At 67.0% G+C, this 20,857-nt stretch carries 13 protein-coding genes and 2 pseudogenes; 8 read left to right on the forward strand and 7 right to left on the reverse strand.

What is annotated here, in order from left to right:
* The first annotated feature begins 95 nt into the window (after positions 1–95).
* The 4 genes from mutS to EJI00_RS03700 are packed head-to-tail and all read left to right on the forward strand — an operon-like array spanning position 96 to position 5,097.
* On the forward strand, positions 96–2,693 hold the full coding sequence (gene mutS / locus EJI00_RS03685; protein WP_260590454.1) for a DNA mismatch repair protein MutS: 2,598 nt from the start codon (positions 96–98) through the stop codon (positions 2,691–2,693).
* Between the two features lie 28 nt (positions 2,694–2,721).
* Complete coding sequence (locus EJI00_RS03690) at positions 2,722–3,561, forward strand: proteasome-type protease (RefSeq protein ID WP_126746125.1); 840 nt, start codon at positions 2,722–2,724, stop codon at positions 3,559–3,561.
* 14 nt (positions 3,562–3,575) lie between these two features.
* On the forward strand, positions 3,576–4,385 hold the full coding sequence (locus EJI00_RS03695; RefSeq protein WP_185868059.1) for an alpha/beta fold hydrolase: 810 nt from the start codon (positions 3,576–3,578) through the stop codon (positions 4,383–4,385).
* Positions 4,386–4,395: 10 nt separating this feature from the next.
* Entirely contained in the window at positions 4,396–5,097 is a 702-nt protein-coding gene (locus EJI00_RS03700) for a response regulator transcription factor (RefSeq protein ID WP_126746126.1), read from the forward strand.
* 31 nt (positions 5,098–5,128) lie between these two features.
* On the opposite strand, the gene EJI00_RS03705 is transcribed toward EJI00_RS03700, so the two are convergent.
* Positions 5,129–6,931 carry a YadA family autotransporter adhesin gene (locus EJI00_RS03705; RefSeq protein WP_185868060.1) on the reverse strand — a complete coding sequence of 601 codons (1,803 nt, stop codon included), beginning with the start codon at positions 6,929–6,931 and terminating at the stop codon, positions 5,129–5,131.
* Positions 6,932–7,112: 181 nt separating this feature from the next.
* Here EJI00_RS03705 and EJI00_RS03710 point away from each other — a divergent pair, with 181 nt between their 5' ends.
* Both EJI00_RS03710 and EJI00_RS03715 read left to right on the forward strand, forming a co-directional pair.
* Positions 7,113–8,903, forward strand: a complete 1,791-nt coding sequence (locus tag EJI00_RS03710; protein ID WP_260590445.1) for an ATP-binding protein — start codon at positions 7,113–7,115, stop codon at positions 8,901–8,903.
* Positions 8,904–8,997: 94 nt separating this feature from the next.
* The gene (locus tag EJI00_RS03715; protein WP_126746127.1) at positions 8,998–9,684 is read left to right on the forward strand and encodes a response regulator transcription factor; all 687 of its coding nucleotides are present in this window, start codon (positions 8,998–9,000) and stop codon (positions 9,682–9,684) included.
* A 3-nt stretch (positions 9,685–9,687) separates the two neighbouring features.
* Here the strand turns inward: EJI00_RS03715 and EJI00_RS03720 are convergent, their stop codons facing one another.
* The 3 genes and pseudogenes from EJI00_RS03720 to EJI00_RS03730 form a co-directional block, all read right to left on the reverse strand.
* Entirely contained in the window at positions 9,688–10,512 is an 825-nt protein-coding gene (locus EJI00_RS03720; RefSeq protein WP_126746128.1) for an undecaprenyl-diphosphate phosphatase, read from the reverse strand.
* 84 nt (positions 10,513–10,596) lie between these two features.
* Positions 10,597–11,259: an aspartate/glutamate racemase family protein gene (locus EJI00_RS03725; RefSeq protein ID WP_126746129.1), complete on the reverse strand. Its 663-nt coding sequence runs from the start codon at positions 11,257–11,259 to the stop codon at positions 10,597–10,599.
* A 13-nt stretch (positions 11,260–11,272) separates the two neighbouring features.
* Positions 11,273–11,880 (reverse strand): annotated as a pseudogene (locus tag EJI00_RS03730) (transporter substrate-binding domain-containing protein); the annotation flags it as partial.
* Here EJI00_RS03730 and EJI00_RS03735 point away from each other — a divergent pair.
* Both EJI00_RS03735 and EJI00_RS03740 read left to right on the forward strand, forming a co-directional pair.
* Positions 11,871–12,562 (forward strand): annotated as a pseudogene (locus EJI00_RS03735) (MurR/RpiR family transcriptional regulator); the annotation flags it as partial. The pseudogenes EJI00_RS03730 and EJI00_RS03735 sit on opposite strands and share 10 nt — an antisense overlap.
* A 114-nt stretch (positions 12,563–12,676) precedes the next feature.
* A complete protein-coding gene (locus EJI00_RS03740) occupies positions 12,677–13,042 on the forward strand; it encodes an SPW repeat protein (protein ID WP_126746130.1) in 366 nt (121 codons plus the stop codon).
* A gap of 11 nt (positions 13,043–13,053) precedes the next feature.
* On the opposite strand, the gene EJI00_RS03745 is transcribed toward EJI00_RS03740, so the two are convergent.
* Genes EJI00_RS03745 through EJI00_RS03755 form a run of 3 tightly spaced genes read right to left on the reverse strand, consistent with a single transcriptional unit; the run spans position 13,054 to position 20,854 of the window.
* Entirely contained in the window at positions 13,054–14,496 is a 1,443-nt protein-coding gene (locus EJI00_RS03745; protein WP_126746131.1) for an efflux transporter outer membrane subunit, read from the reverse strand.
* An 11-nt stretch (positions 14,497–14,507) separates the two neighbouring features.
* Positions 14,508–17,750, reverse strand: coding sequence for an efflux RND transporter permease subunit (locus EJI00_RS03750; protein ID WP_126746132.1), 3,243 nt, complete (start codon positions 17,748–17,750; stop codon positions 14,508–14,510).
* Complete coding sequence (locus tag EJI00_RS03755) at positions 17,747–20,854, reverse strand: efflux RND transporter permease subunit (RefSeq protein ID WP_126746133.1); 3,108 nt, start codon at positions 20,852–20,854, stop codon at positions 17,747–17,749. The genes EJI00_RS03750 and EJI00_RS03755 overlap by 4 nt, the downstream gene beginning before the upstream one ends.
* Positions 20,855–20,857 lie beyond the last annotated feature (3 nt).

The raw sequence follows: 20,857 nt of genomic DNA on the forward strand, positions 1-20,857 counted from the left end.
GGCTTGCCGCCCGCTCGTCCCCGATAATCGCCCGAGTGAAAACGACGACTGCCCAACCCTCCCCCTCGACCAGCGACTTCTCGGGGCACACACCCATGATGGCGCAGTACCTGGGCCTCAAGGCTAACCATCCGGACACCCTGCTGTTCTACCGGATGGGCGATTTCTACGAACTGTTCTGGGCCGACGCCGAAAAGGCCGCGCGCCTGCTCGACATCACGCTGACGCAGCGCGGCCAGTCGGCGGGCCAGCCGGTGGTGATGTGTGGCGTGCCCTTTCATGCGGTCGACACTTATCTTGCGCGGCTCATCAAGCTGGGCGAATCCGTTGCCATTTGCGAACAGGTGGGCGAAGTCGGCGCGAGCAAGGGGCCGGTCGAGCGCAAGGTGGTGCGGGTGGTTACGCCCGGCACGCTGACCGATTCGGAGCTGCTCAACGACAAGAGCGAATCGCTGCTGCTCGCGGTGCACGCGGGCACGCGCAACTTTTGCGGCTTGGCGTGGCTCAGCGTCACGGGTGCCGAGCTGCGGCTGGCCGAGTGCCCGGCCGATGCGCTTGAAACCTGGATTGCCCGCATCGCGCCGAGCGAGCTGCTCTACAGCGCCGAAGTCACGCCGGCGTTCGAGCAGCGGCTGAAGGCCGCGCGCTCGGCCACGCCTTTCACGCTCTCGATTCGCCCGGCCTGGCAGTTCGACGGCCGCCTGGGCGAACGCAAGCTCAGCGAGCAGATGGGCAGCAACAGCCTCGCCGCCTGGAACGCCGAATCGCTGACCAACGCGCATGCCGCGGCCGCCGCGCTGCTGGGCTATGCCGAGCACACGCAGGGCCGCGCCCTCTCGCACGTGCAGCGCCTTTCGGTAGAACGCGACGGCGACCTGATCGAGCTGCCGCCCACCACGCGGCGCAATCTCGAGCTGGTGCAGACGCTGCGCGGCGAAGATTCGCCCACCATGTTCTCGCTGCTCGACACCTGCATGACAGGCATGGGCAGCCGCTTGCTGAAGCGCTGGCTGCTCTCGCCCCGACGCGACCGCGGCGAGGCGCAGGCGCGGCTCGAAGCCATCGGCGCGCTGCAGTCCACGGTGCTGGGCGGCACGGCCGCGCCCTGGCGCACGCTGCGCGAGCAGCTCAAGAACACGAGCGACGTGGAGCGCATTGCGGCGCGCATTGCGCTCAGGCAGGTGCGCCCGCGCGAACTGCTGGCGCTAATGCTCGCGCTCGCCAAGGCGGAGCAACTGGCGCCGCTTCTGCCGCCATCGGTTGCATTGCTCGACCAGATTGCCGAACGCCTCGCGCCGCCGCCCGGCTGCGCGGACCTGCTGGTGAGCGCCATCAAGCCCGATCCGTCGGCGCTGGTGCGCGATGGCGGCGTGATCGCCACCGGCCACGACGCCGAACTCGACGAACTGCGCGCCATCAGCGAGAACTGCGACGACTTTCTGCTGAAGCTCGAAGTGAGCGAGCGCGAGCGCACCGGCATCAGCAACCTGCGGGTGCAGTTCAACCGCGTGCACGGCTTCTACATCGAGGTGACGCAAAGCGCGCTCTCGAAGGTGCCCGACAACTACCGCCGCCGCCAGACGCTGAAGAACGCCGAGCGCTTCATCACGCCCGAGCTGAAGGCTTTCGAAGACAAGGCACTGAGCGCGCAAGACCGCGCGCTGGCCCGTGAGAAATGGCTCTACGAGCAGCTGCTCGATGCGCTGCAGCCCTCGGTGCCGGCGCTCACGCAATTGGCCGGCGCCATTGCCACGCTCGATGCGCTGTGCGCGCTGGCCGAGCGCTCGCACACCCTGCACTGGCGCGCGCCGAGCTTCGTTTCGCACCCGTGCATCGAAATCCAGCAGGGCCGCCACCCCGTGGTCGAAGCGCGGCTGGCCGAAAAATCGTCCGGCGGGTTCATTGCCAATGACACGGTGCTCGGGCCGCAGCAGCGCATGCAGGTCATTACCGGCCCCAACATGGGCGGTAAGTCGACCTACATGCGGCAGGTGGCGATCATCGTGCTGCTGGCTTCCATCGGCTCGCACGTGCCGGCGGCGGCCTGCCGACTGGGGCCCATCGACGCGATTCACACCCGCATTGGCGCGGCGGACGACCTGGCCAATGCGCAGTCGACCTTCATGCTCGAGATGACCGAGGCTGCGCAAATTTTGCACAGCGCCACCGCGCAGTCGCTGGTGCTCATGGACGAAATCGGCCGCGGCACCAGCACCTTCGACGGCCTGGCGCTGGCCGCCGGCATTGCGGCCCAGCTGCACGACCGCAGCAAGGCCTTCACGCTCTTTGCCACGCACTACTTCGAGCTGACCGAGTTTCCGGCCACGCACCACTGCGCGGTGAACATGCACGTGAGCGCCACCGAGGCGGGCCGCGACATCGTGTTCTTGCACGAAATGCAGCCCGGCCCGGCCAGCAAGAGCTACGGCATCCAGGTGGCGCGGCTCGCGGGCATGCCCGCCGCCGTGGTCAACCACGCGCGCCAGGCGCTCGAGGCGCTGGAGTCGCAGCATGCCCAGACGCGCGCGCAGGTCGATCTGTTCGCGCCTCCGCCGGTGGCCGAAACGCCGATGGCCAGCGCCGTAGAATCCGCCCTGGCCGCGCTCGACCCCGATGCGATGACGCCACGGGAGGCGCTCGACGCGCTCTATGCCTTACAAAAACTGAACACGCGCGAACGCAGCGCCATGTGAGCGGGCATTCTTCGTGCGAGATGAAAAAATGACTTATTGCGTAGGCATCAAACTCAACGCCGGACTGGTGTTTCTCTCCGACTCGCGCACCAATGCGGGGGTGGACCACATCAGCACCTTCCGCAAGATGATCGTCTACGAGCAGCCGGGCGACCGCGTCATGGTGCTGCTGTCTTCGGGCAACCTGAGCATCTCGCAGTCGGTGCGCGAAATTCTGCAGATCGAGGAACTGCGCGAAACCCGCGAGGACGGCTCCCAGGGCGACCCCATCACCATCTGGAACGCCAAGAGCATGTTCGATGCCGCGCGCGTGCTCGGCTCGGCCGTGCGCCACGTGTACGACCGCGACGCCGAGGCGCTCAAGCATGCGGGGCTCGACTTCAACGTGTCGTTCATCTTCGGCGGGCAGGTCAAGGGCGAAGGCATGCGCCTGTTCCTGGTCTATGCGGCCGGCAACTTCATCGAGGCCACCACCGAGACGCCCTACTTCCAGGTGGGCGAGTCGAAATACGGCAAGCCGGTGCTCGACCGGGTGCTCACGCCCGAAACCCCGCTCGACGAAGCCGCCAAGTGCGCGCTGGTGTCGATGGACTCGACCATGAAGTCGAACCTTTCCGTCGGCCTGCCGCTCGATCTGGTGGTGTACGAGGCCAACAAGTTCGAGACAGACCGCGTGATCTGCATCGACGCCGACAACCCTTACTACCGCATGATGCACAACAGCTGGGGCCAGAAGCTGCGCGAGGTGTTCGACAGCATCGAAGACCCGGTGTGGGACGACTCCGCTACCGAGCACCCGCTGAAGATGCCGGCCACGCGGCACAGCCCGCTGCGCAAGATTTCCACGCCCGACGAAAAGCTCATCTGAGCCCGGCTGCAGCCATGGCGATGCCGCCCATCGTCTTCTCGCACGGCAACAGCTTTCCGGCTAGCACCTACCGCGTCGTTCTCGACAGCCTGCGCAATCGCGGCTTCGAGGTCGACGCAATCGAGAAGTTCGGGCACGACCCGAAGTACCCCGTTACCGACAACTGGCCGCACCTGGTGCAGCAGCTGGCCGACTTTGCCCAGCAGCGCGCCGATCGCGCCGGCGGCCCGGTGTTTCTGGTCGGCCATTCGCTCGGCGGGTTTCTGAGCCTGATGTGCGCGGCGCTGCATCCGGCGCTCGCCTGTGGCGTGGTGCTGCTCGACTCGCCGATTCTGGGCGGCTGGCGCGCGAACACGCTGAACCTTGTGAAGCGCACCCCGCTGATGAAGACCGTGTCTCCCGGTGCCGTCAGCCGCAAGCGCAAGAACAGCTGGGCCCACCGGGAAGCAGTGTTCGAGCACTTCCGCAGCAAGAAGGCCTTTGCCAAGTGGGACGAGCAGGTGCTGCACGACTACATCGACCACGGCACATTCGACAGCGAAGACACGCGCGAACTGAGCTTCGACCGCAACGTGGAAACGGCCATCTACAACACCTTGCCCCACAACCTGGGCGCCCTGCTGCGCCGCCATCCGCTCAAATGCAAGGTGGCCTTTATCGGCGGGCGCCAGTCGGCCGAGATGAAGCAGGTGGGCATGGCCATGACCCAGAAGGTGACCAAGGGGCGCATTGCAATGCTCGACGGCACGCACCTGTTTCCCATGGAAAAGCCGCTGGCCACTGCAGCGGCCGTCGAGGCCGCGCTGCGCAATCTGCTGGACTGATTGGAGCCCCATGCCTTCCTCGCAATCGGCAGTGATCGAAGCGGTCTCCCTGAACCCTTCGCTGGTTGTCGAAGACGACCCCGCAATGCGCGAGCGCCTGGCCCGCGTGTTGGCCATGCTCGGCTACGGTGGGCCGCAGATCGCCTGGGCGGAGAGCATTGCCTCGGCAAAGGAACTGCTTCGCACACAGAGCTTTGGGGTCGCGCTGGTCGACATCGGCCTGCCGGACGGCAGCGGGGTCGAACTCATCGGCTGGATGCAGGCGGCCCATCCCAAGGTGCCTGCGGTGGTGATTTCAGCCTGGCGCACTGAAGAAACCATTTTTGCGGCGCTGCGAGCCGGCGCCATCGGCTACCTGCTGAAGGAGCGCGACGACCTCGAGCTCAGCATTGCGCTGCGCAGCATCGAACAAGGCGGCGCGCCGATCGACCCGGCCATTGCACGCCATATCCTCGCTTGGCTGGCAACGCAGCTGGCTTTGCCGGCGGTGGCGGCCGATGCGCCGGCCCCGCTTCCCGTGGCGCTGACACCGCGGGAGCAAAAGATTCTGGAACTGGTGGCGCAAGGGTTCAGCAACCGGAGCATGGCCGAGTCGCTGTCGATCTCCAGGCTGACGGTTGAATGCCACACCAAGAACATCTACCGCAAGCTGGCCGTCAACTCACGCACCGAGGCTGTCTACCAGGCCCGCAGGCACGGCTTGCTGCAGTGAGCGGCGCCGGCTTTTTTATTCTCTCCGCGGCTTACCAGGCGTAACCCGCCTGCACGCGAGCGGCGACGCGGTTGCCGCTGCCGCTGCTGGTTGCGGTGGAAACACCCAGCCCCAGGTTGAAGTTGTCGCTGACCTGATAGCCAAAAGCAAAGCCGACGGCCGAAGCTCCGGCGTAGTTGCCCATGGCGGCCCCCATCCATTTCTTGCCCACGGCCAAGGTCGGCATCGAAGGCATGGCCAGTGCGGCCGCAACGCCTTGCGCTGCAAAGGCGTTGGCCTGGCTGGTCGCGTTGCTCACCGCCTGCTGCAGCTGGTTGACGTTGACGGCATCGGTGCCCAGCAGGCCGGGCGCGACATTCGCAATGCTGCGCAACAGACCGGTGGCGGCGTTGCCCACCGACACGGTGTTGTCGCGTTCCGCCACCGAACCCTGCCCCAGCGCGACCGCGTTGCTGCCCGCTGCCAGCGTGTTGGCCCCCAGCGCCACGGCGTTGTTGCCTGTGGCCACCGCGTTGTTGCCGACGGCCGTGGTGGGGTCTGCCAGCGCCCTGGCGCCGGCACCAATGGCTACCGAACCCGCATGGCTGGCTTGTGCGCCGTTGCCGACGGCGACGGTGTCCTGGCCATTGGCCTGTGCATTGGTGCCCATCGACGTGCTGCCGGCACCGCTCGCGCCCGCCCCAGGCCCGCAGGCCACGGCGCCGCCCGCTCCCACCGCGCAGACCCCGCTGGACAGTGCCTGGTTCATCAAGGCCTGCAATGCGGTGACCTGCTGGACGGTGAAGTTGTTTGCCGTGGTGATGGCGGTCTGCTGGGCCTGCTGTACCTGGCCGACATTGGCAGCATCGGTTGCCACCTGGCCTGCGCCGACGTTGCTGATGGTCGTGCCGGCGCCGCCATTCGCATTGAGTTGCAGCGATGTGCCACCCGCGCCGTACTGCGCCGAGTTCTGCGCCAGGCCGAGTGCGGAGTCGGCCGTGCCTTGTGCGGCCGCGGCTGCGGATGCCGCCGTGTTGGCTGTCTGCTGCACGGTGTACAGCTGGCTGCCGTTGACTGCATCGGTGCTTGCGGCGGTCACCGCTCCGGCGCTCACGTTGACCAGGCCACGCGTCTGGCCCGCGGTCCCGAAAGACACCGTGTTGGCCGCCGTGGCGACAGAATTCGCGCCGATGGCCACGCTGCCGTTCGCGCCGCTTGCAACCCGGCTGCCGGAACCCATCGCCACGCTGCCCGTGGCCAATGCGGCCGCGCCCGACGCGCCGCCGTTGGCGCCGCCGATCGCAGTGCTGCCGCTGCCGGATGCCACGGCGCCTTGGCTGGTGCCTGAAGCGCTCCCGATGGCTATCGCGGAAGTGCCCGAAGCCTGCGCGCCGCTGCCACCTGCCGGTCCGGTGTTGCCGCAACACGCCGCGAGGGCTGTGCCTCCCGCACCGAGCGCAATCGCACCGCCCGCCGAGGCTTGCGCGCCACGTCCTCCCGTGCCTCCCGTTCCCCCGGCGACGCCTTCGCCGCCAGTGCCACCACCGCCCACAGCCGTTGCGCCGTTCGCAGTTGCGCTGGCCCCTGCTCCGCCCGTGCCGCCGGTGCCACCGGCCGTTCCCAAGCCGCCATCGCCGCCCGCACCAAGTGCGGTGGCCCCGTCTCCCGAAACACTGGCCGCAGCGCCTCCCGTTCCCGCCGTTCCGTTGATGGTTTCGGGCCCGGCATTGCCCGCGGAGCCGTCGACAAATCCGGCCGCGTAGACGTTCCCTCCTGCCAGCAACGCGACCACAGACAGGCACCGCGCCGTGTACCAGCCGCCCAAGAAGCCGCCGGTGTGAATTCGTGTGGGCATAGACATCTTTCTTGAAAGCAAATAAAACAAGTAAGACGAAGTGTGTATTTCCGATTTCGACCAAGCCATCCCCGAAAGCTGGTAATTGCCATACGAACGATCTCCCTCGCGGGCCGCGCGCCCAAGCCTCGCGGCATGGCTTGTTGCGCCGATCGGCGTCTGTTTCTTCCTCCTTCTTCTCTTGATTGCCGGAAAGGTGCTGGCGCAGCCTTCCCCTGAGCTGTACGTCGAAGCCGTGCGTGGCAGCGGTTGGGACCAGACCGCGCCGCCCTCCAGCGACTGGACGCCCGTCACCCTGCCCGACAGCTGGGCCGCGCGCTGGCCCGGCTTCGATGGCGTGGTCTGGTACCGGTTGACCTGGAACCAGCCCGCGCACGTTGCCGAAACCGGCCTGCTGCTGCACTACCTCAACATGGCCGGTGCGGTGTCGCTCAACGGCACCCCCATCTGGCGCGACGAAAGCCTCGTCGAACCGCTGACGCGGGCCTGGAACAGCCCGCGCTACTGGCTGCTGGCGCCGCCGCTGCTGCGCGAGGGCCGCAACACGCTGCTGATACGGGTTTCGGGCCTTTCGGCCTATCAGGCAGGGCTCGGTCCGGTCAGCCTCGGTCCGCCGGCGGCCATGCAGGCGTCATACGGGCATGAGCGCCTCTTGCGCCGCGATCTCCAGATGCTCGGCCTGGCGGTGAGCGCGGCGGTGTCGGCCTTCTTCGCTGCGCTGTGGCTATTGCGGCGGCGCGAAACGGCCTATGGCTGGTTCGCGCTCATGTCGGTGCTGTGGCTGCTGTTCGGCTACAACCAGATCGCGACCAGCCCCTGGCCTTTTGCGAGCAACCACAGCTGGCAGGCGTCGAACACCTCGCTGCTGCTTCTGTTCAGCGTGTCTTATGCCGTTTTTGCGCTGCGCTTCTGCGAACACCGCATGCCGCGCCTGGAAGGCTTTGCGCTGCTGGTCGCGGTGGCCGGCGTGCTCGACCTGTGGCTTGCCGGCTCCGCGAACCTGGTCACTCACCGCGCCCTGTGGACGCTGGTGGGCGGCCTCACGATCATTGCCGTGAACAGCGCCTCGCTGGTTCACGCCGCGCGGCACCGGGGCAGCCCCATGCGCTCGCTTGCGCCCTTCATGGCACTGTCGGCGGCAACCGGCGCGCACGACCTGCTGGTGTTCACCCAGGTGATCGACAGCAACATCTACTACACGACCATGTCCTCTTACGGCTTGCTGCTGGGCATGGCGCTGACGCAGGCCGGCCGCTTCGTGAGCAGCCTGAAGCGCATCGAGAACTTCAACACCGAGCTGATCGAGGAAGTGAACGCCGCCAAGTCGGAACTGGCCGCCACGCTTGCGCAGCAGCACGCGCTGGAGCTCGCGCATGCGCGCATCGGCGAGCGCGTCAATCTTGCGAGCGACCTGCACGATGGCCTGGGCGGCATGCTGGTCGGCAGCATCGCAACGCTCGAGCGCAGGCCCGAGGAGCTTTCGGCACCGGCCCTGCTCGCCATGCTCAAGAGCCTGCGCGACGACTTGCGGCTCATCATCGACGCCACGGGCCGGCACGACGGCGCACGCGCGTTCGGCGAGCTGCTGGTGCCGCTGCGGCATCGCACTTCGCAGCTGCTCGACGCCAACGGCATCGACTGCCGGTGGCAGGTGTCAGGCATCGACACGCTGGAGCTGCCGCCCTCGCAAAGCCTCGACTTGCTGCGCTTTTTGCAGGAGGCGCTGACGAACACCCTCAAGCACAGCGGCGGCCGGCGTGTGGACGTAGCCGTAACCTGCGCCGGCGCCGACCTGCAACTGGACGTGCGCGACGACGGCCAGGGCTTTGTCGTGGCAGACGCTGCCAAGGGCGGCGGCTCGGGGCTGCGCAGCCTGCACGCACGCGCCCGCAGGCTGGGCGCCGAGCTTCGGCTGGAGTCTCGCCCAGGTGCCACTCAGCTCACGTTGCGCATGCCTGTCAAGACGGGATAAACGGGGCGATACAAATTGCAATCATCGGTAACAATGGCTGAAAATAAGTAAAAACGTCCCAGTTCATCGGCCCCAGCTTCAAAATGTCGAGCAAATGTCAACTTCCTACCCGGAAGCCGTTGAAGCCGTTTCTCTGAGTCCGACGCTCGTCGTCGAGAACGATCCGTCGATGCAGGAACGTTTTCGCTACATCCTGTCGACGCTCGGATGCGACGAGCCCCAGATCGTCTGGACCGAGAGCGGTGAGACGGCCATGCAACTGCTCGAGAGCCAGCGCTTCGGTGTGGCTCTTGTGGACATCGGCTTGCCAGACGGCAGCGGGATCGAACTCATCGACTGGCTGCACGCCCACCAACCGAAAGTGCCCGCCGTCGCGGTTTCCGCAACGCGCACCGACGAAACCATTTTTTCAGCGCTGCGCGCTGGCGCGGTGGCCTACCTGCTGAAGGAGCGCGACGATCTCGAGCTCAGCATCGGCCTGCGCAGCATCGAGCAAGGCGGCGCGCCGATCGACGCAGCCATTGCGCGGCGCATCCTGGCATGGGACTCGAGCCACGCGGCCGATTCGCCGGCCGATGATTCGGACACGACGCTGTCGCTGCGCGAACGCAAGATGCTCGAACTGGTGGTGCAAGGGCGCAGCTACAGCGACATTGCCGAAACGCTTTCGGCGCCCAAATTGGTGTTGGAGTGCCGCACCAAGGGCATCTACAGGAAACTGGCGCTCGGCTCGCGGGCCGAAGCGGCGCACGCGGGCGGCAAAGATTCCTTTTCGCGCTGAGGCTTACTCCGCCCAGACCACCAAGCCGGTCCATGCCGTGGCCAGCACCACAATGCCAAAGGCGATGCGGTACCAAGCAAAGGGAATGAAGTTGTGCGTGCTGATGTACCGCAGCAGCCAGCGCACGCAGAGCCACGCGCTCAAAAACGAGAACACCAGCCCCACCGAGAACAGCGGAATGTCGGCCATCGACAGCAGCGCGCGCTCCTTGTAGAGGCTGTAGGCCCCGGCGCCGATGAGCGTCGGAATGGCAAGGAAGAACGAAAAATCGGTGGCCGCCTGGCGCGAGAGGCCCAGCAGCATGCCGCCGATGATGGTCGAGCCGCTGCGGCTGGTGCCCGGAATCATCGCGAAGCACTGCACCAGGCCGACCTTGAGGGCGTCCCACGTCGTCATGTCGTCGACGTGCTCGATGCGCACCGAACCCGGCGGCCGCTTTTCGGCCCAGAGAATGATGAAGCCGCCGATGATGAAGGTGCTGGCCACCACCACGGGGGTGAAGAGGTGCGCCTTGATCATCTTGCCGAAGATGAGGCCCAGCACCACCGCGGGCAGAAAACCGATCACCACGTTGATGGCCAGGCGCCTGGCCTTGGGCTGCCGCGGCAGCGCCACCACGGTGGAGTGGATCTTTTGCCAGTACACCAGGATCACCGCGAAGATCGCGCCCGTCTGAATGGCAATGTCGAACACCTTGGCCTTGGCATCGTCGAAGCCGAGCAGCGAGCCCGCAAGAATCAGATGCCCGGTCGACGAGATCGGCAGAAATTCTGTCAGCCCCTCGACGATGCCCATGACAGCGGCCTTCACCAGCAAAACGATGTCCACGCTTACTCCTTTAAAGAGCGCCAATTATGGCGAGGCATCGAGTCAGGCCGGGTTCAGGCGGCCCCGTGCGGCTGCGGGCTTTTGTCAGGAGCCGCGGCCCGAGCGCAGCCGCAGTGCCCGCACGGCGCTATCGACCGTGGTCAATACCGGCAGGCCGCTGGCCTGCTCGCAAGCGGCACGCGCGCGCGCCATGCTGAACTGCGCCAGTGCAATGCGCGTGCAGCCGCGCTCGCGCAGGGCCTTTGCCTGCGCGGCAATCAGGGCGTCGTGCCGCGTGGTGTCGCCGGCATTCAGCGCGTCGAGCGCGCCTTCGGCCAAGGCGGGCTCCAAATCGAAGCCGGGCGGAAACTCGGGCGGCATCGACGCCAGCGTGGCTGCGAAGGTCGCAATGAGGCCGAGCCGGCCCTGCCTTTCGCCTTGCGCCTGCACGGCCTCGGCCACCATCGCCTCGTTGGGCTTGAGCACCGGAATGCCCGCGTGCCGCTTTGCTACTGCCTCGATGCATGGGCCGAAGGCCGAGCAGGTGAAGAGAATGCCCCGCGCGCCGGTGTCGACCGCATACTGCGCGAGCCGCTGAAAGCGCTCGTGCATCGCAGCGTCGAGCCCCCGGCCGCCGCGTGCCAGGTCGGCCGAGAGGCTGTCGTCCAGCAGGTTCATGCGCTCGGCCTCGGGCCAGTCGCGCTCGAAGGCGGCGTTGATGGGCGCAACCGAATGCGAAAGCGCGTGGATCAGGGCGATGCGGGTCATGCGGGAGCGGCTGTCAGATGCCCTTGGACGACGGATTGGCAAAGGCCTCCTTCGTCTCGGCGTTGAGCGGGTAGTTGATGTTGATGCCCTTGGGCGGAATGGGCGACATGAACCACTTGTTGTAGAGCTTTTCCATTTCGCCCGACTTCATCATGCCCGACACCACGCGGTCGACCAGCGCCTTGAAGGCCGGGTCGTCCTTGCGGAACGTGAGCGACTGGTTCTCGGTGCGCAGGCTCTCGCCGGCAATGACAAAGTCCTTCGGGTTGCGCGCGTTCGCGATCTGGCCGGCCAGCAGGATGTCGTCGAGCACAAAGGCCTGCGCCCTGCCGCTTTCCACCAGCAGGACGAATCGCTGTGGTCCTTGCCGCCGAGGTTGTTCACTTCGAGGTTGCGGCCCTTGTCCGCCTCGCGCAGCAGGCGGAACGAGGTGGTGCCGGTGGTGGTGGCCACCGTCTTGCCCTGCAGGTCGGCAATGCTCTTGATGCCTGAATCGGCCTTGACCAGCATGCGCACGTTGTAGCGAAAGATGTCGGGCGAGAACGCCACCTGCTTCTGGCGCTCGACCAGGTTGGTGGTGGAGCCGCACTCGATGTCGACCGTGCCGTTCTGGCTATGCGGGCTGGCCGCAGCTGAAGGAAGCCTTTGCCGGCGACATGGGCCTGGGCACCGAAACTTACGGCGGGCGCGCCAAGCAGCTCATCGGCCGCGCGCAGGACAGGAGCCTCACGGGCGAGATGTTCGAAGTGCAGCGCCGCAACCTGGAGGCCACGCACCAGCAAAGCGAGCAGGCGCTGCAGAAGGCCTGCGCATTGATCGAGAAGGCGCCCGCGGTGCACGCGGCAGGGTTCAGGGCCTGCTTTCCGATCGCGTTCTCGTTCGTCTATGTGTACCGGCTCTTTCGCGCCAGCGTGCACCTGGTAGACGGCCAAGGCGGCTCGCTCGAAATGCAGCAGCGCGCCTTTGCCAAGGGCGATGCGCTGGTGGTGGCCAGCTTCATGCCCTACTCGCGCGAGGCGCTGCAGGTGGCAGAAGCGGCCAAGGCGGCGGGCTGCCGCATCGTTGCCATTACCGATAGCATGGCTTCGCCGCTGTCGCTGCTGGCGGACGAAACACTGCTCTTCACGATCAACAGCCCCTCGTTTTTCCCTCGGTGGCGGCCGGCGTGGCCGTGACCGAGGCGCTGGTCGAACTGCTTGCAAGCCGGGCGGGCAAGCCGGTGATCCGGCGCATCGACCAAGCGGAGGCGCAGCTGTTCGAGTCGGGCGCGTACCTGGTGCCGCCGGTGGCGCGCGGCAACTAGAAAACTAGGTACGGCCGACCAATCGCATGCTGCGGTGCCGCATTGCGGAACCCGATCAAAACCGCACGGTCAAACAGCAGTCGCCGCTTTGTGTTGCGACAGGAGGTAATGACCATGAAGCAAGTGAAACACTGGCAAGACCCGGTCAACATCGTTCTGGGTGTGTGGCTGGTCGTCTCGCCCTGGGTCCTAGGTTTCCAGGACGTGACCTTCGCGATGTGGAGCACGGTAGTGACCGGCATCGCACTGGGCGCCCTGGCGTTGGGGGCAACCCTGGTTCCGCGCGCCTGGGAAGAGTGGACCGAAGGCGCGCTCGCCATCTGGCTGGCCGTATCCCCCTGGGTGCTCGGCTTTGCCACTGTCGAGAACGCGATGGTCAACGCAGTGCTCGTGTCCGCGGCCATCCTGGTGCTTGCACTCTGGGTGCTTGTGACCGACAAGGACTACCTGGGCGGGTCGATGGACCGTCACGCGCACTGAAGGCACGTTGATTACGTTGCCCCAGCCTGCCAGCCGCCGCCAAGGGCTTGAATGAGCGCCACTGCGGCGGTCTGGCGATTTACAAGCAGCTGCACCAGCGTGCGGCGTGCGTTCAACGCGGCTGCCTGCGCAGTGACCACCTCGGTGTAGCTGACCTGGCCCGCGCGATAGCGGTTGAGCAGCTGCTGCTCGGTCTTGTCGGCCGCGGCCGAGGCTTCGCGCCGCAGGCCTTCCTGCTGCGCCAGCGCGGCACCGGTGGTCAGCTGGTCTTCCACGGCCTGGAAAGCGGAGAGCACCGTTTGCCGGTAACGCGCCACGCTGGCTTCGTGGCCCGCCTTGGCCGAATCGACGCTCGCACCGATGGCGCCCGCGTCGAAAACCACCTGAGCGACCGACAAGCCGAGCGCCCAGAGCGTGTTGGATGCGTTGAACAGGTCTTTCACGCGGCTTGCGTTGCCGCCCACCGAGGCGCTGAGCCCGAAGTTCGGAAAGTACGCCGAGCGCGCAATGCCGATCTGCGCATTGGCCGCCGCCACCGCGCGCTCGGCCGCCGCGATGTCGGGCCGGCGCTGCAGCAGCGTCGACGGCACGCCGGTCGGAATGCCCGGCACCGTGGGCGTCCACTGCGCCGCGGGCAGGCTGAAGTCTGCAGGCGCCACGCCCACCAGCATGGCGATGGCGTGCTCCAACGTAGCGCGGGTGCGCTGCAGGCCCACGCGCTCAGCCTGGGCGCTCACGAGCTGGGTCTGCGCCTGCAGCACGTCGGTCTGCGCTGCAATGCCGGCCTTGTAGCGGTTGCTCGTGATCTCGAAGGCGCGCTGGTAGCCCTCGATGGTCTGGTCGAGCAGCACGATCTCGGCATCGGTTTCGCGCAGCGAGAAGTAGTTGGTGGCCAGGTCGCCGATGGCCGACAGGCGTGCCGAAGCCAGGTCGGCCTCGCTGGCCTCGGCATTGGCCTGCGCGCTGCTTACCGCTTGCCGCAGCCGGCCCCATACGTCGGGCGCCCAGTCGACACCGAGCGTTGCGGAAAAAGTGCTGGCCGCATTGCTGGTGCTGCCGACGTTGCCGCTTCGCCTGCCGCTGCCGTCGAGCGACACCGTCGGGAACAGCGCGGCGCGCTCGCCCCGCACCAGCGCCTGGGCCTGCGCGTAGTTGGCCACGGCGGCGGCGATGTTCTGGTTCGACACCTGCACGCGGGCGGCCAGCTCGTCGAGCGTGGCGTCGCCGAATAGCTTCCACCATTCGCCGCGGTCGAGCGCATCGGCCGGTGCGGCGGGCAACCAGCCTTCGGCGGCCTTCTGCTCTTTCCATCCGGCGGGCGCGGCCGAGCTTGGCACCTGGTAGGTGGGGCCTACGGCGCAGCCGGCCACCATGGCGGCCAACACGAGTGCGGACAGCCTGCCGGGCGGATGCGAGCGAATGCGTTGTCGTTGTTTCATGGCAGGTTCGTTCATTGTTCTTCTCTTCATGTCGGCGAGCTTGCGGCGCGGCTCAGGTGCCGCTCGTTGCCGGAGCGGCGGCGCAGCTTGTCGAGCAGCACGTAGACCACCGGCGTCGTCAGCAGCGTGAGCAGCTGGCTCGCCACCAGGCCGCCGATGATCGCCACGCCCAGCGGCTGGCGCAGCTCGGAGCCCTGGCCGAAACCGATGGCCAGAGGCAGCGCGCCCAGCGCGGCGGCGAGCGTGGTCATGAGAATCGGCCGGAAGCGCAGCAGGCAGGCCTCGCGCACCGCTTCCACGGCCGAGATGCCGCGTGCGCGCTCGGCGTCCAGCGCAAAGTCGATGATCAGAATCGCGTTCTTCTTCACGATGCCTATCAAGAGGAAGAGCCCGATCAGCGCAATGATCGAGAAATCCATGCGGAACAGCAGCAGCGCCAGCACCGCGCCCACGCCCGCGGAAGGCAGCGTGGTCAGCACCGTGATGGGGTGAATCAGGCTTTCGTAGAGCACGCCGAGCACGATGTAGATGACCACGATGGCCGCCACGATGAGCGCCAGCTGCTGCCCCTGCGACTGCTGCGCCGCGAGCGCCGTGCCCTGGAAGCTGCCGCGCACGTTCACGGGCATGGCAATGTCGGCCTCGGCCTGCGCAACGATGCGCCGCGCCTCTTGCAGCGTGACGCCCTCGCCCAGGTTGAACGAGACGGTGCTCGCGAGCTCGGTGTCCTGATGGTCGATGGAACTCGGCACCGCGCGTTCGCTCACCTCGGCGATGGCCGAAAGCGGCACCATGAGCGTGGTGTTCGCCGCCAGCGCCTGGCCGGTGGAGGCGGTGCGCAGGCCCGGGTTGGCCGACGTGGTGGTCGAGGTGCCGGTGCTGGCATCGGTGGTATTGGCCAGCGAACTCACCGTGGTGGCGCCGCTCGCGGTGGTGCTGGTGGTGAGCGTCGAAGGCACGTACAGGTCCTTCAGCACCACGGGCGCGCGCTGGTAGCGCGGCGCCCACTCCATGATCACGGAATACTGGTTGAGTTCGTCGTAGATGGTGGCGACCGAGCGCTGTCCGTAGGCGTTGTAGAGCGCGTTGTCGACCGCGCTCGAAGTCACGCCCAGCCGGGCGGCGCTTTCGCGGTTGACGTCGACAAAGGTCTCCACGCCGTTGTCCGACTGGTCGCTGTCGACGTCGGTCAGCGCGGTTTCCTGCCGCAGCCTGTCCGCCAGCTTGGCGGTCCATGTGCGCAGGTCGGCCAGGTTGTCGCCCTTCAGCGTGTACTGGTAGGCGGAGTTGCTCGAGCGCCCGCCCATGCGCAGGTCTTGCACCGGGCTCAGGAACACGCGCAGGCCGGTCAGCTGGTTGAGCTGCGGCCGCAGCCGGTTGACGACCGCCGCGGTCTTCTCGGTGCGCTCCGACAGCGGCTTGAGGTTGACGAACATGAAGCCGCCACCCGAGCGGCTGCCGCCCGCGAAGCCCACCACCGAATCGACCGCCGGGTCCTTGTGGATGATGTCGACCGCCTGGCGCAGCTTTTCGCTCAGCGCCACCGACGAAATGCTCTGGTCCGCACGCAGGCCTGCATTGAGCTGGCCGTTGTCCTGCTCGGGGAAGTAGCCCTTGGGAATGGCGGAGAACAGATACACGTTGAGGCCGACCACCGCCAGCAGCACCACCATGACCACGGCCTTGCTCGCAAGCGCCCAATCCAGGCTGTGGGCATAGGTGCGCAGGCTCCACTGGTACACGCTCTCCGACATGCGCGCAAAGCGCCCCGGCGGCTTGGCGTCCGGCTCCTCGGGCTTCAGCAGCATGGCGCACAGCATGGGCGTGGTGGTGAGCGAGATGACCAGCGATATCAGCACCGCCACCGACAGCGTGACCGCGAATTCGCGGAACAGCCGGCCGATCTGCCCGTCCATGAACAGCAGCGGAATGAACACCGCCACGAGCGAGAGGCTGATCGACAGCACGGTGAACCCGACTTCGCGCGCGCCCCGCAATGCCGCCTCGATGCGGCCCACGCCGGCTTCGATGTGGCGGCTGGTGTTTTCGAGCACCACGATGGCGTCGTCCACCACGAAGCCCGTGGCCACCGTGAGCGCCATCAGGCTCAGGTTGTTCAGGCTGTAGCCCAGCAGGTGCATCACGCCGAAGGTGCCGAGCAGCGACACCACCGTGGCCACCGCCGGAATGATGGTGGCGCGCGCCTTGCGCAGGAACAGGCCGACCACCAGCACCACCAGCGCGATGGAAATCATGAGCGTGGCCTCGATCTCGCGCAGCGAGGCGCGGATGGAGTTGGTGCGGTCGGAAGCCACCTGCACCTCGATGTCCTGCGGCAACTGCGCGCGCAGTTCGGGCAGCAGTTCGCGCACGCCGTCCACGGTATCGATGATGTTGGCGCCGGGCTCCTGCGTGACCAGCACGATCACCGCGGGCTGCCCGTTGAAGAGGCCCAGCGTGCGTGTGTTCTCGACGCTGTCGATCACCCGCGCGACGTCGCCCAGCCGCACGGCGGCGCCGTTGCGCCAGGCAATGACCATGTCGCGGTACTCCACGGCGTGGCGGCCCGGTGACGGCGTGTAGATCTGCAGCCGGCGGTCGTCGTTCTCGATCGCGCCCTTGGGCCGGTTGGCGTTGTTGGCCTGGATGGCGGCGCGCACGTCTTCGCTGCTGATGCCGAAGCGGTTGAGCGAGAAGGGCTCGAGCTCCACCCGCACGGCCGGCAGCGAGCCGCCGCCGATCTCGACCTCGCCCACGCCCTCCACCTGCGAGAGCTTCTGGCTCACGATGTTGGACACGGCCTCGTAGATCTGCCCCGGCGTGCGCGTCTTGGAGGTGAGCGCCAGGATCGCGATGGGCGCGGCCGTGGGGTTGCGCTTGCGGTAGGTCGGGTTGCTGCGCAAGGTGGCCGGCAGGTCGGCCCGGGCCGCGTTGATGGCCGCCTGCACCTCGCGCGCGGCGCTGTCGATGTTGCGCTTGAGGTCGAACTGCAGGCTGATGCGGGTCGAGCCGTTCGAGCTGGTCGAGGTGAGTTCGTTGACGCCCGCAATCACGCCCAGCCGCCGCTCCAGCGGCGTGGCAACGCTCGATGCCATGGTGCTCGGGCTCGCGCCCGCAAGGCTGGCGGTGACCGAGATGGTGGGAAAGTCGACCTGCGGCAACGGAGACACAGGCAGCACGAAGAACGCCGCAATCCCGGCCAGCGCGATGCCGATGGTCAGCAAGACCGTCGCAATCGGGCGTTCGACGAAAGGCCTGGAGAGGTTCATTCGGCCGCAACCTCCGGCTTGCGCCCGAACCGGCGGCCCATGCGGTCAAAGGCCAGATACACCACCGGCGTGGTGAACAGCGTGAGCACCTGGCTCACCACCAGCCCGCCGAAGATGGCCAGCCCCAGTGGCCGGCGCAGCTCGGCGCCCTCGCCCCAGCCGAACATCAGCGGCAGCGCCGCGAAAAGCGCCGCCAGCGTGGTCATCAGAATGGGCCGGAAGCGCAGCAGCGCCGCCTGGTGAATGGCCTCCTGCGGCGACTTGCCCTCGCGCCGCTCGGCGTCGATGGCAAAGTCGATCATCATGATCGCGTTCTTCTTCACGATGCCGATCAGAAGAATGATGCCGATGATGCCGATCACGCCCAGGTCGTTGCCCGTGACCATCAATGCGAGCAGCGCGCCCACGCCGGCCGAAGGCAGTGTCGAGAGAATCGTCAGCGGATGGATGTAGCTCTCATACAGCACGCCCAGCACGATGTACACGCACACCACCGCCGCAAGAATGAGCCACAGCTGGTTGGAGAGCGATTTTTCGTAGGCCCCCGCCGCACCCAGGAAGCTCATCGTCATGCTCGCCGGCATGCCGATTTCATTGGCCGCCGCGCGAATGGCCGCCACCGATTTTCCGAGCGCCACGTTCTCGGCCGTGTCGAAGCCCACCGTGGCGGCCGGGTACTGCGCCACGTGCGTCACCTGCAGCGGCGCGGCCTGCTCGCGCACCGTGGCAATCGACGAGAGCGTGGTCGGCGCGCCGCTGCCGGTGCGCAACTGCAGGTTGCCCAGCAGCTGCGGCGAGGCCAGGGCTTCGCGCTGCGCCTCGAGAATCACGCGGTACTGGTTGGTCTCGGTGAAGATGGTCGAGACGATGCGCTGGCCGAATGCGCTGTAGAGCGTGTCGTCCACCGAACTGGCCGTGACCGAGAGGCGCGACGCCGTGTTGCGATCGATGTCGACATAGGCGGCCAGGCCCTTGGCACCCGCGTTGGTGGTGGCATTGCGCACCAGCGGCTCGGAGCGCAGGCGCTCCACCAGCTTTTGCGCCCAGGTGTCGACGGTGGTGGTGTCCACCCCTTCGAGCGACACGCGGAATTCGGTCGGACCCGTCTCGGCGTCGATGGTCAGGTCTTGCGTGGGCTGAAGGTACAGCGTGACACCGGCCACCGAGCGCACCCGCTCGCGCAGGCGCTGCATGGTGGCTTCCTGGTTGCCCCGGTCGGCCTTCATGTTGATGAGCATGCTGCCGGTGTTCAGCGCCGTGTTGTTGGCGGCGTCCACACCCACTACCGAACTCACGCTGGCCACTTCCGGGTCGGCCAGGATGGCGTTGGCCGCCTGCTGCTGCAGCTCGGCCATGCGGGTATACGACACGTCTTGCGCGGCTTCGATCCGTGCCTGCAGCTGCCCGGTGTCCTGCGTGGGGAAGAGCCCCTTCGGAATCACCATGTAGAGCAGCACCGTGAGCGCCAGCGTGGCCACCGCCACCACGAGCGTCAGAGGCTGATGGCGCAACACCCATTGCAGCCACACGTCGTAGCGGGCGATCACGCGGTCGAAGAAGCGCTGCACGCTGGCACCGAAGCGCCCACCCTCTTCGGCCTGCGGCTTGAGCCAGCGCGCCGACATCATCGGCACCAGCGTGAGCGACACCACGGCGGAAATCAGGATGGTGATGGCCAGCGTGACGGCGAACTCGCGGAACAGCCGGCCCACCACGTCGCCCATGAACAGCAATGGAATCAGCACCGCGATGAGCGACACCGTGAGCGAGATGATGGTGAAGCCGATTTGCGTGGCGCCCTTGAGCGCGGCCTTGAACGGGGGATCGCCCTCTTCCAGGTAGCGCGCGATGTTCTCGATCATGACGATCGCATCGTCGACCACGAAGCCGGTGGCAATGGTCAGCGCCATCAGGCTCAGGTTGTTGAGGCTGTAGCCCAGCAGGTACATCAGCCCGCAGGTGCCGATGAGCGAGATGGGCACCGCAAGGCTCGCAATGATGGTCGCGCGCACGCTGTGCAAAAAGAAAAAGATCACCAGCACCACCATCACCACGGCCAGCCCGAGCTCGAGCTGCACATGCGAGACCGATGCGCGGATGCCGGTGGTGCGGTCGCTCAGCACTTCCACCTTCAGCGAGCCCGGCAACGAGGCCTCGAGCTCGGGCAGCTGCTTCTTGATGGCGTCGACCGTGCCGATCACGTTGGCGCCGGGCTGGCGCTGCACGTTCAGGATGATGGCCGGGTACAGCACGGGCTCCCGCTCGCCCACGCGCAAGGCGGCCCAGGCGCCCAGCTGTGTGTTCTCGGCACCGTCGACCACGCGCGCCACGTCGGTCATGCGCACCGGCGCACCGTTCTTCCAGGCGACGATGAGGTTCTTGTAGTCGTCCGCCGTCACGAGCTGGTCGTTGGCGTTGATGGTGTAGGCCCGGCGCGGGCCGTCGAAGCTGCCCTTGGCGCTGTTGGCATTGGCCGCGGTGATGGCGCTGCGCAGCGTGTCCAGGCCGATGCCCACCGATGCCAGTGCGTTGGTGTCTGCCTGAATACGCACGGCCGGGCGCTGCCCGCCCGAAAGCGACACCAGCCCCACGCCGCTGACCTGGCTGATCTTCTGCGCGAGCCGCGTGTTCACGAGGTTCTGCACCTCGGTGAGCGGCATGGTCTCGGAGCTCACCGCCAGCGAGAGGATGGGCGCGTCGGCCGGGTTCACCTTGGCGTACACGGGCGGCGCCGGCAAGTCGGCCGGCAGCAGCGAGCCGCCGGCATTGATGGCGGCCTGCACCTGCTGCTCGGCCACGTCCAGCGTCTGGTCGAGCGCGAACTGCAGTGTGACGATCGACACGCCCGCCGAGCTCACCGAGCTCATGCGGTTGAGCCCGGCCATCTGGCCGAACTGCCGCTCCAGCGGTGCGGTCACGGTGCGGCTCATCACCTCGGGGCTGGCGCCGGGGTAGAGGGTCTGCACCTGGATCGTCGGGTAGTCGACCTGCGGCAGCGCGGCCAGCGGCAGCAGCCGCAGGCCCACGAAGCCGGCCAGCACAATGGCCACCATCAGCAGCGCCGTGGCCACCGGCCGATCGATAAAAGGGCGTGAGGGGCTCATCGC

It is taken from the genome of Variovorax sp. DXTD-1 (assembly GCF_003984625.1).
Classification (GTDB): domain Bacteria; phylum Pseudomonadota; class Gammaproteobacteria; order Burkholderiales; family Burkholderiaceae_C; genus Variovorax.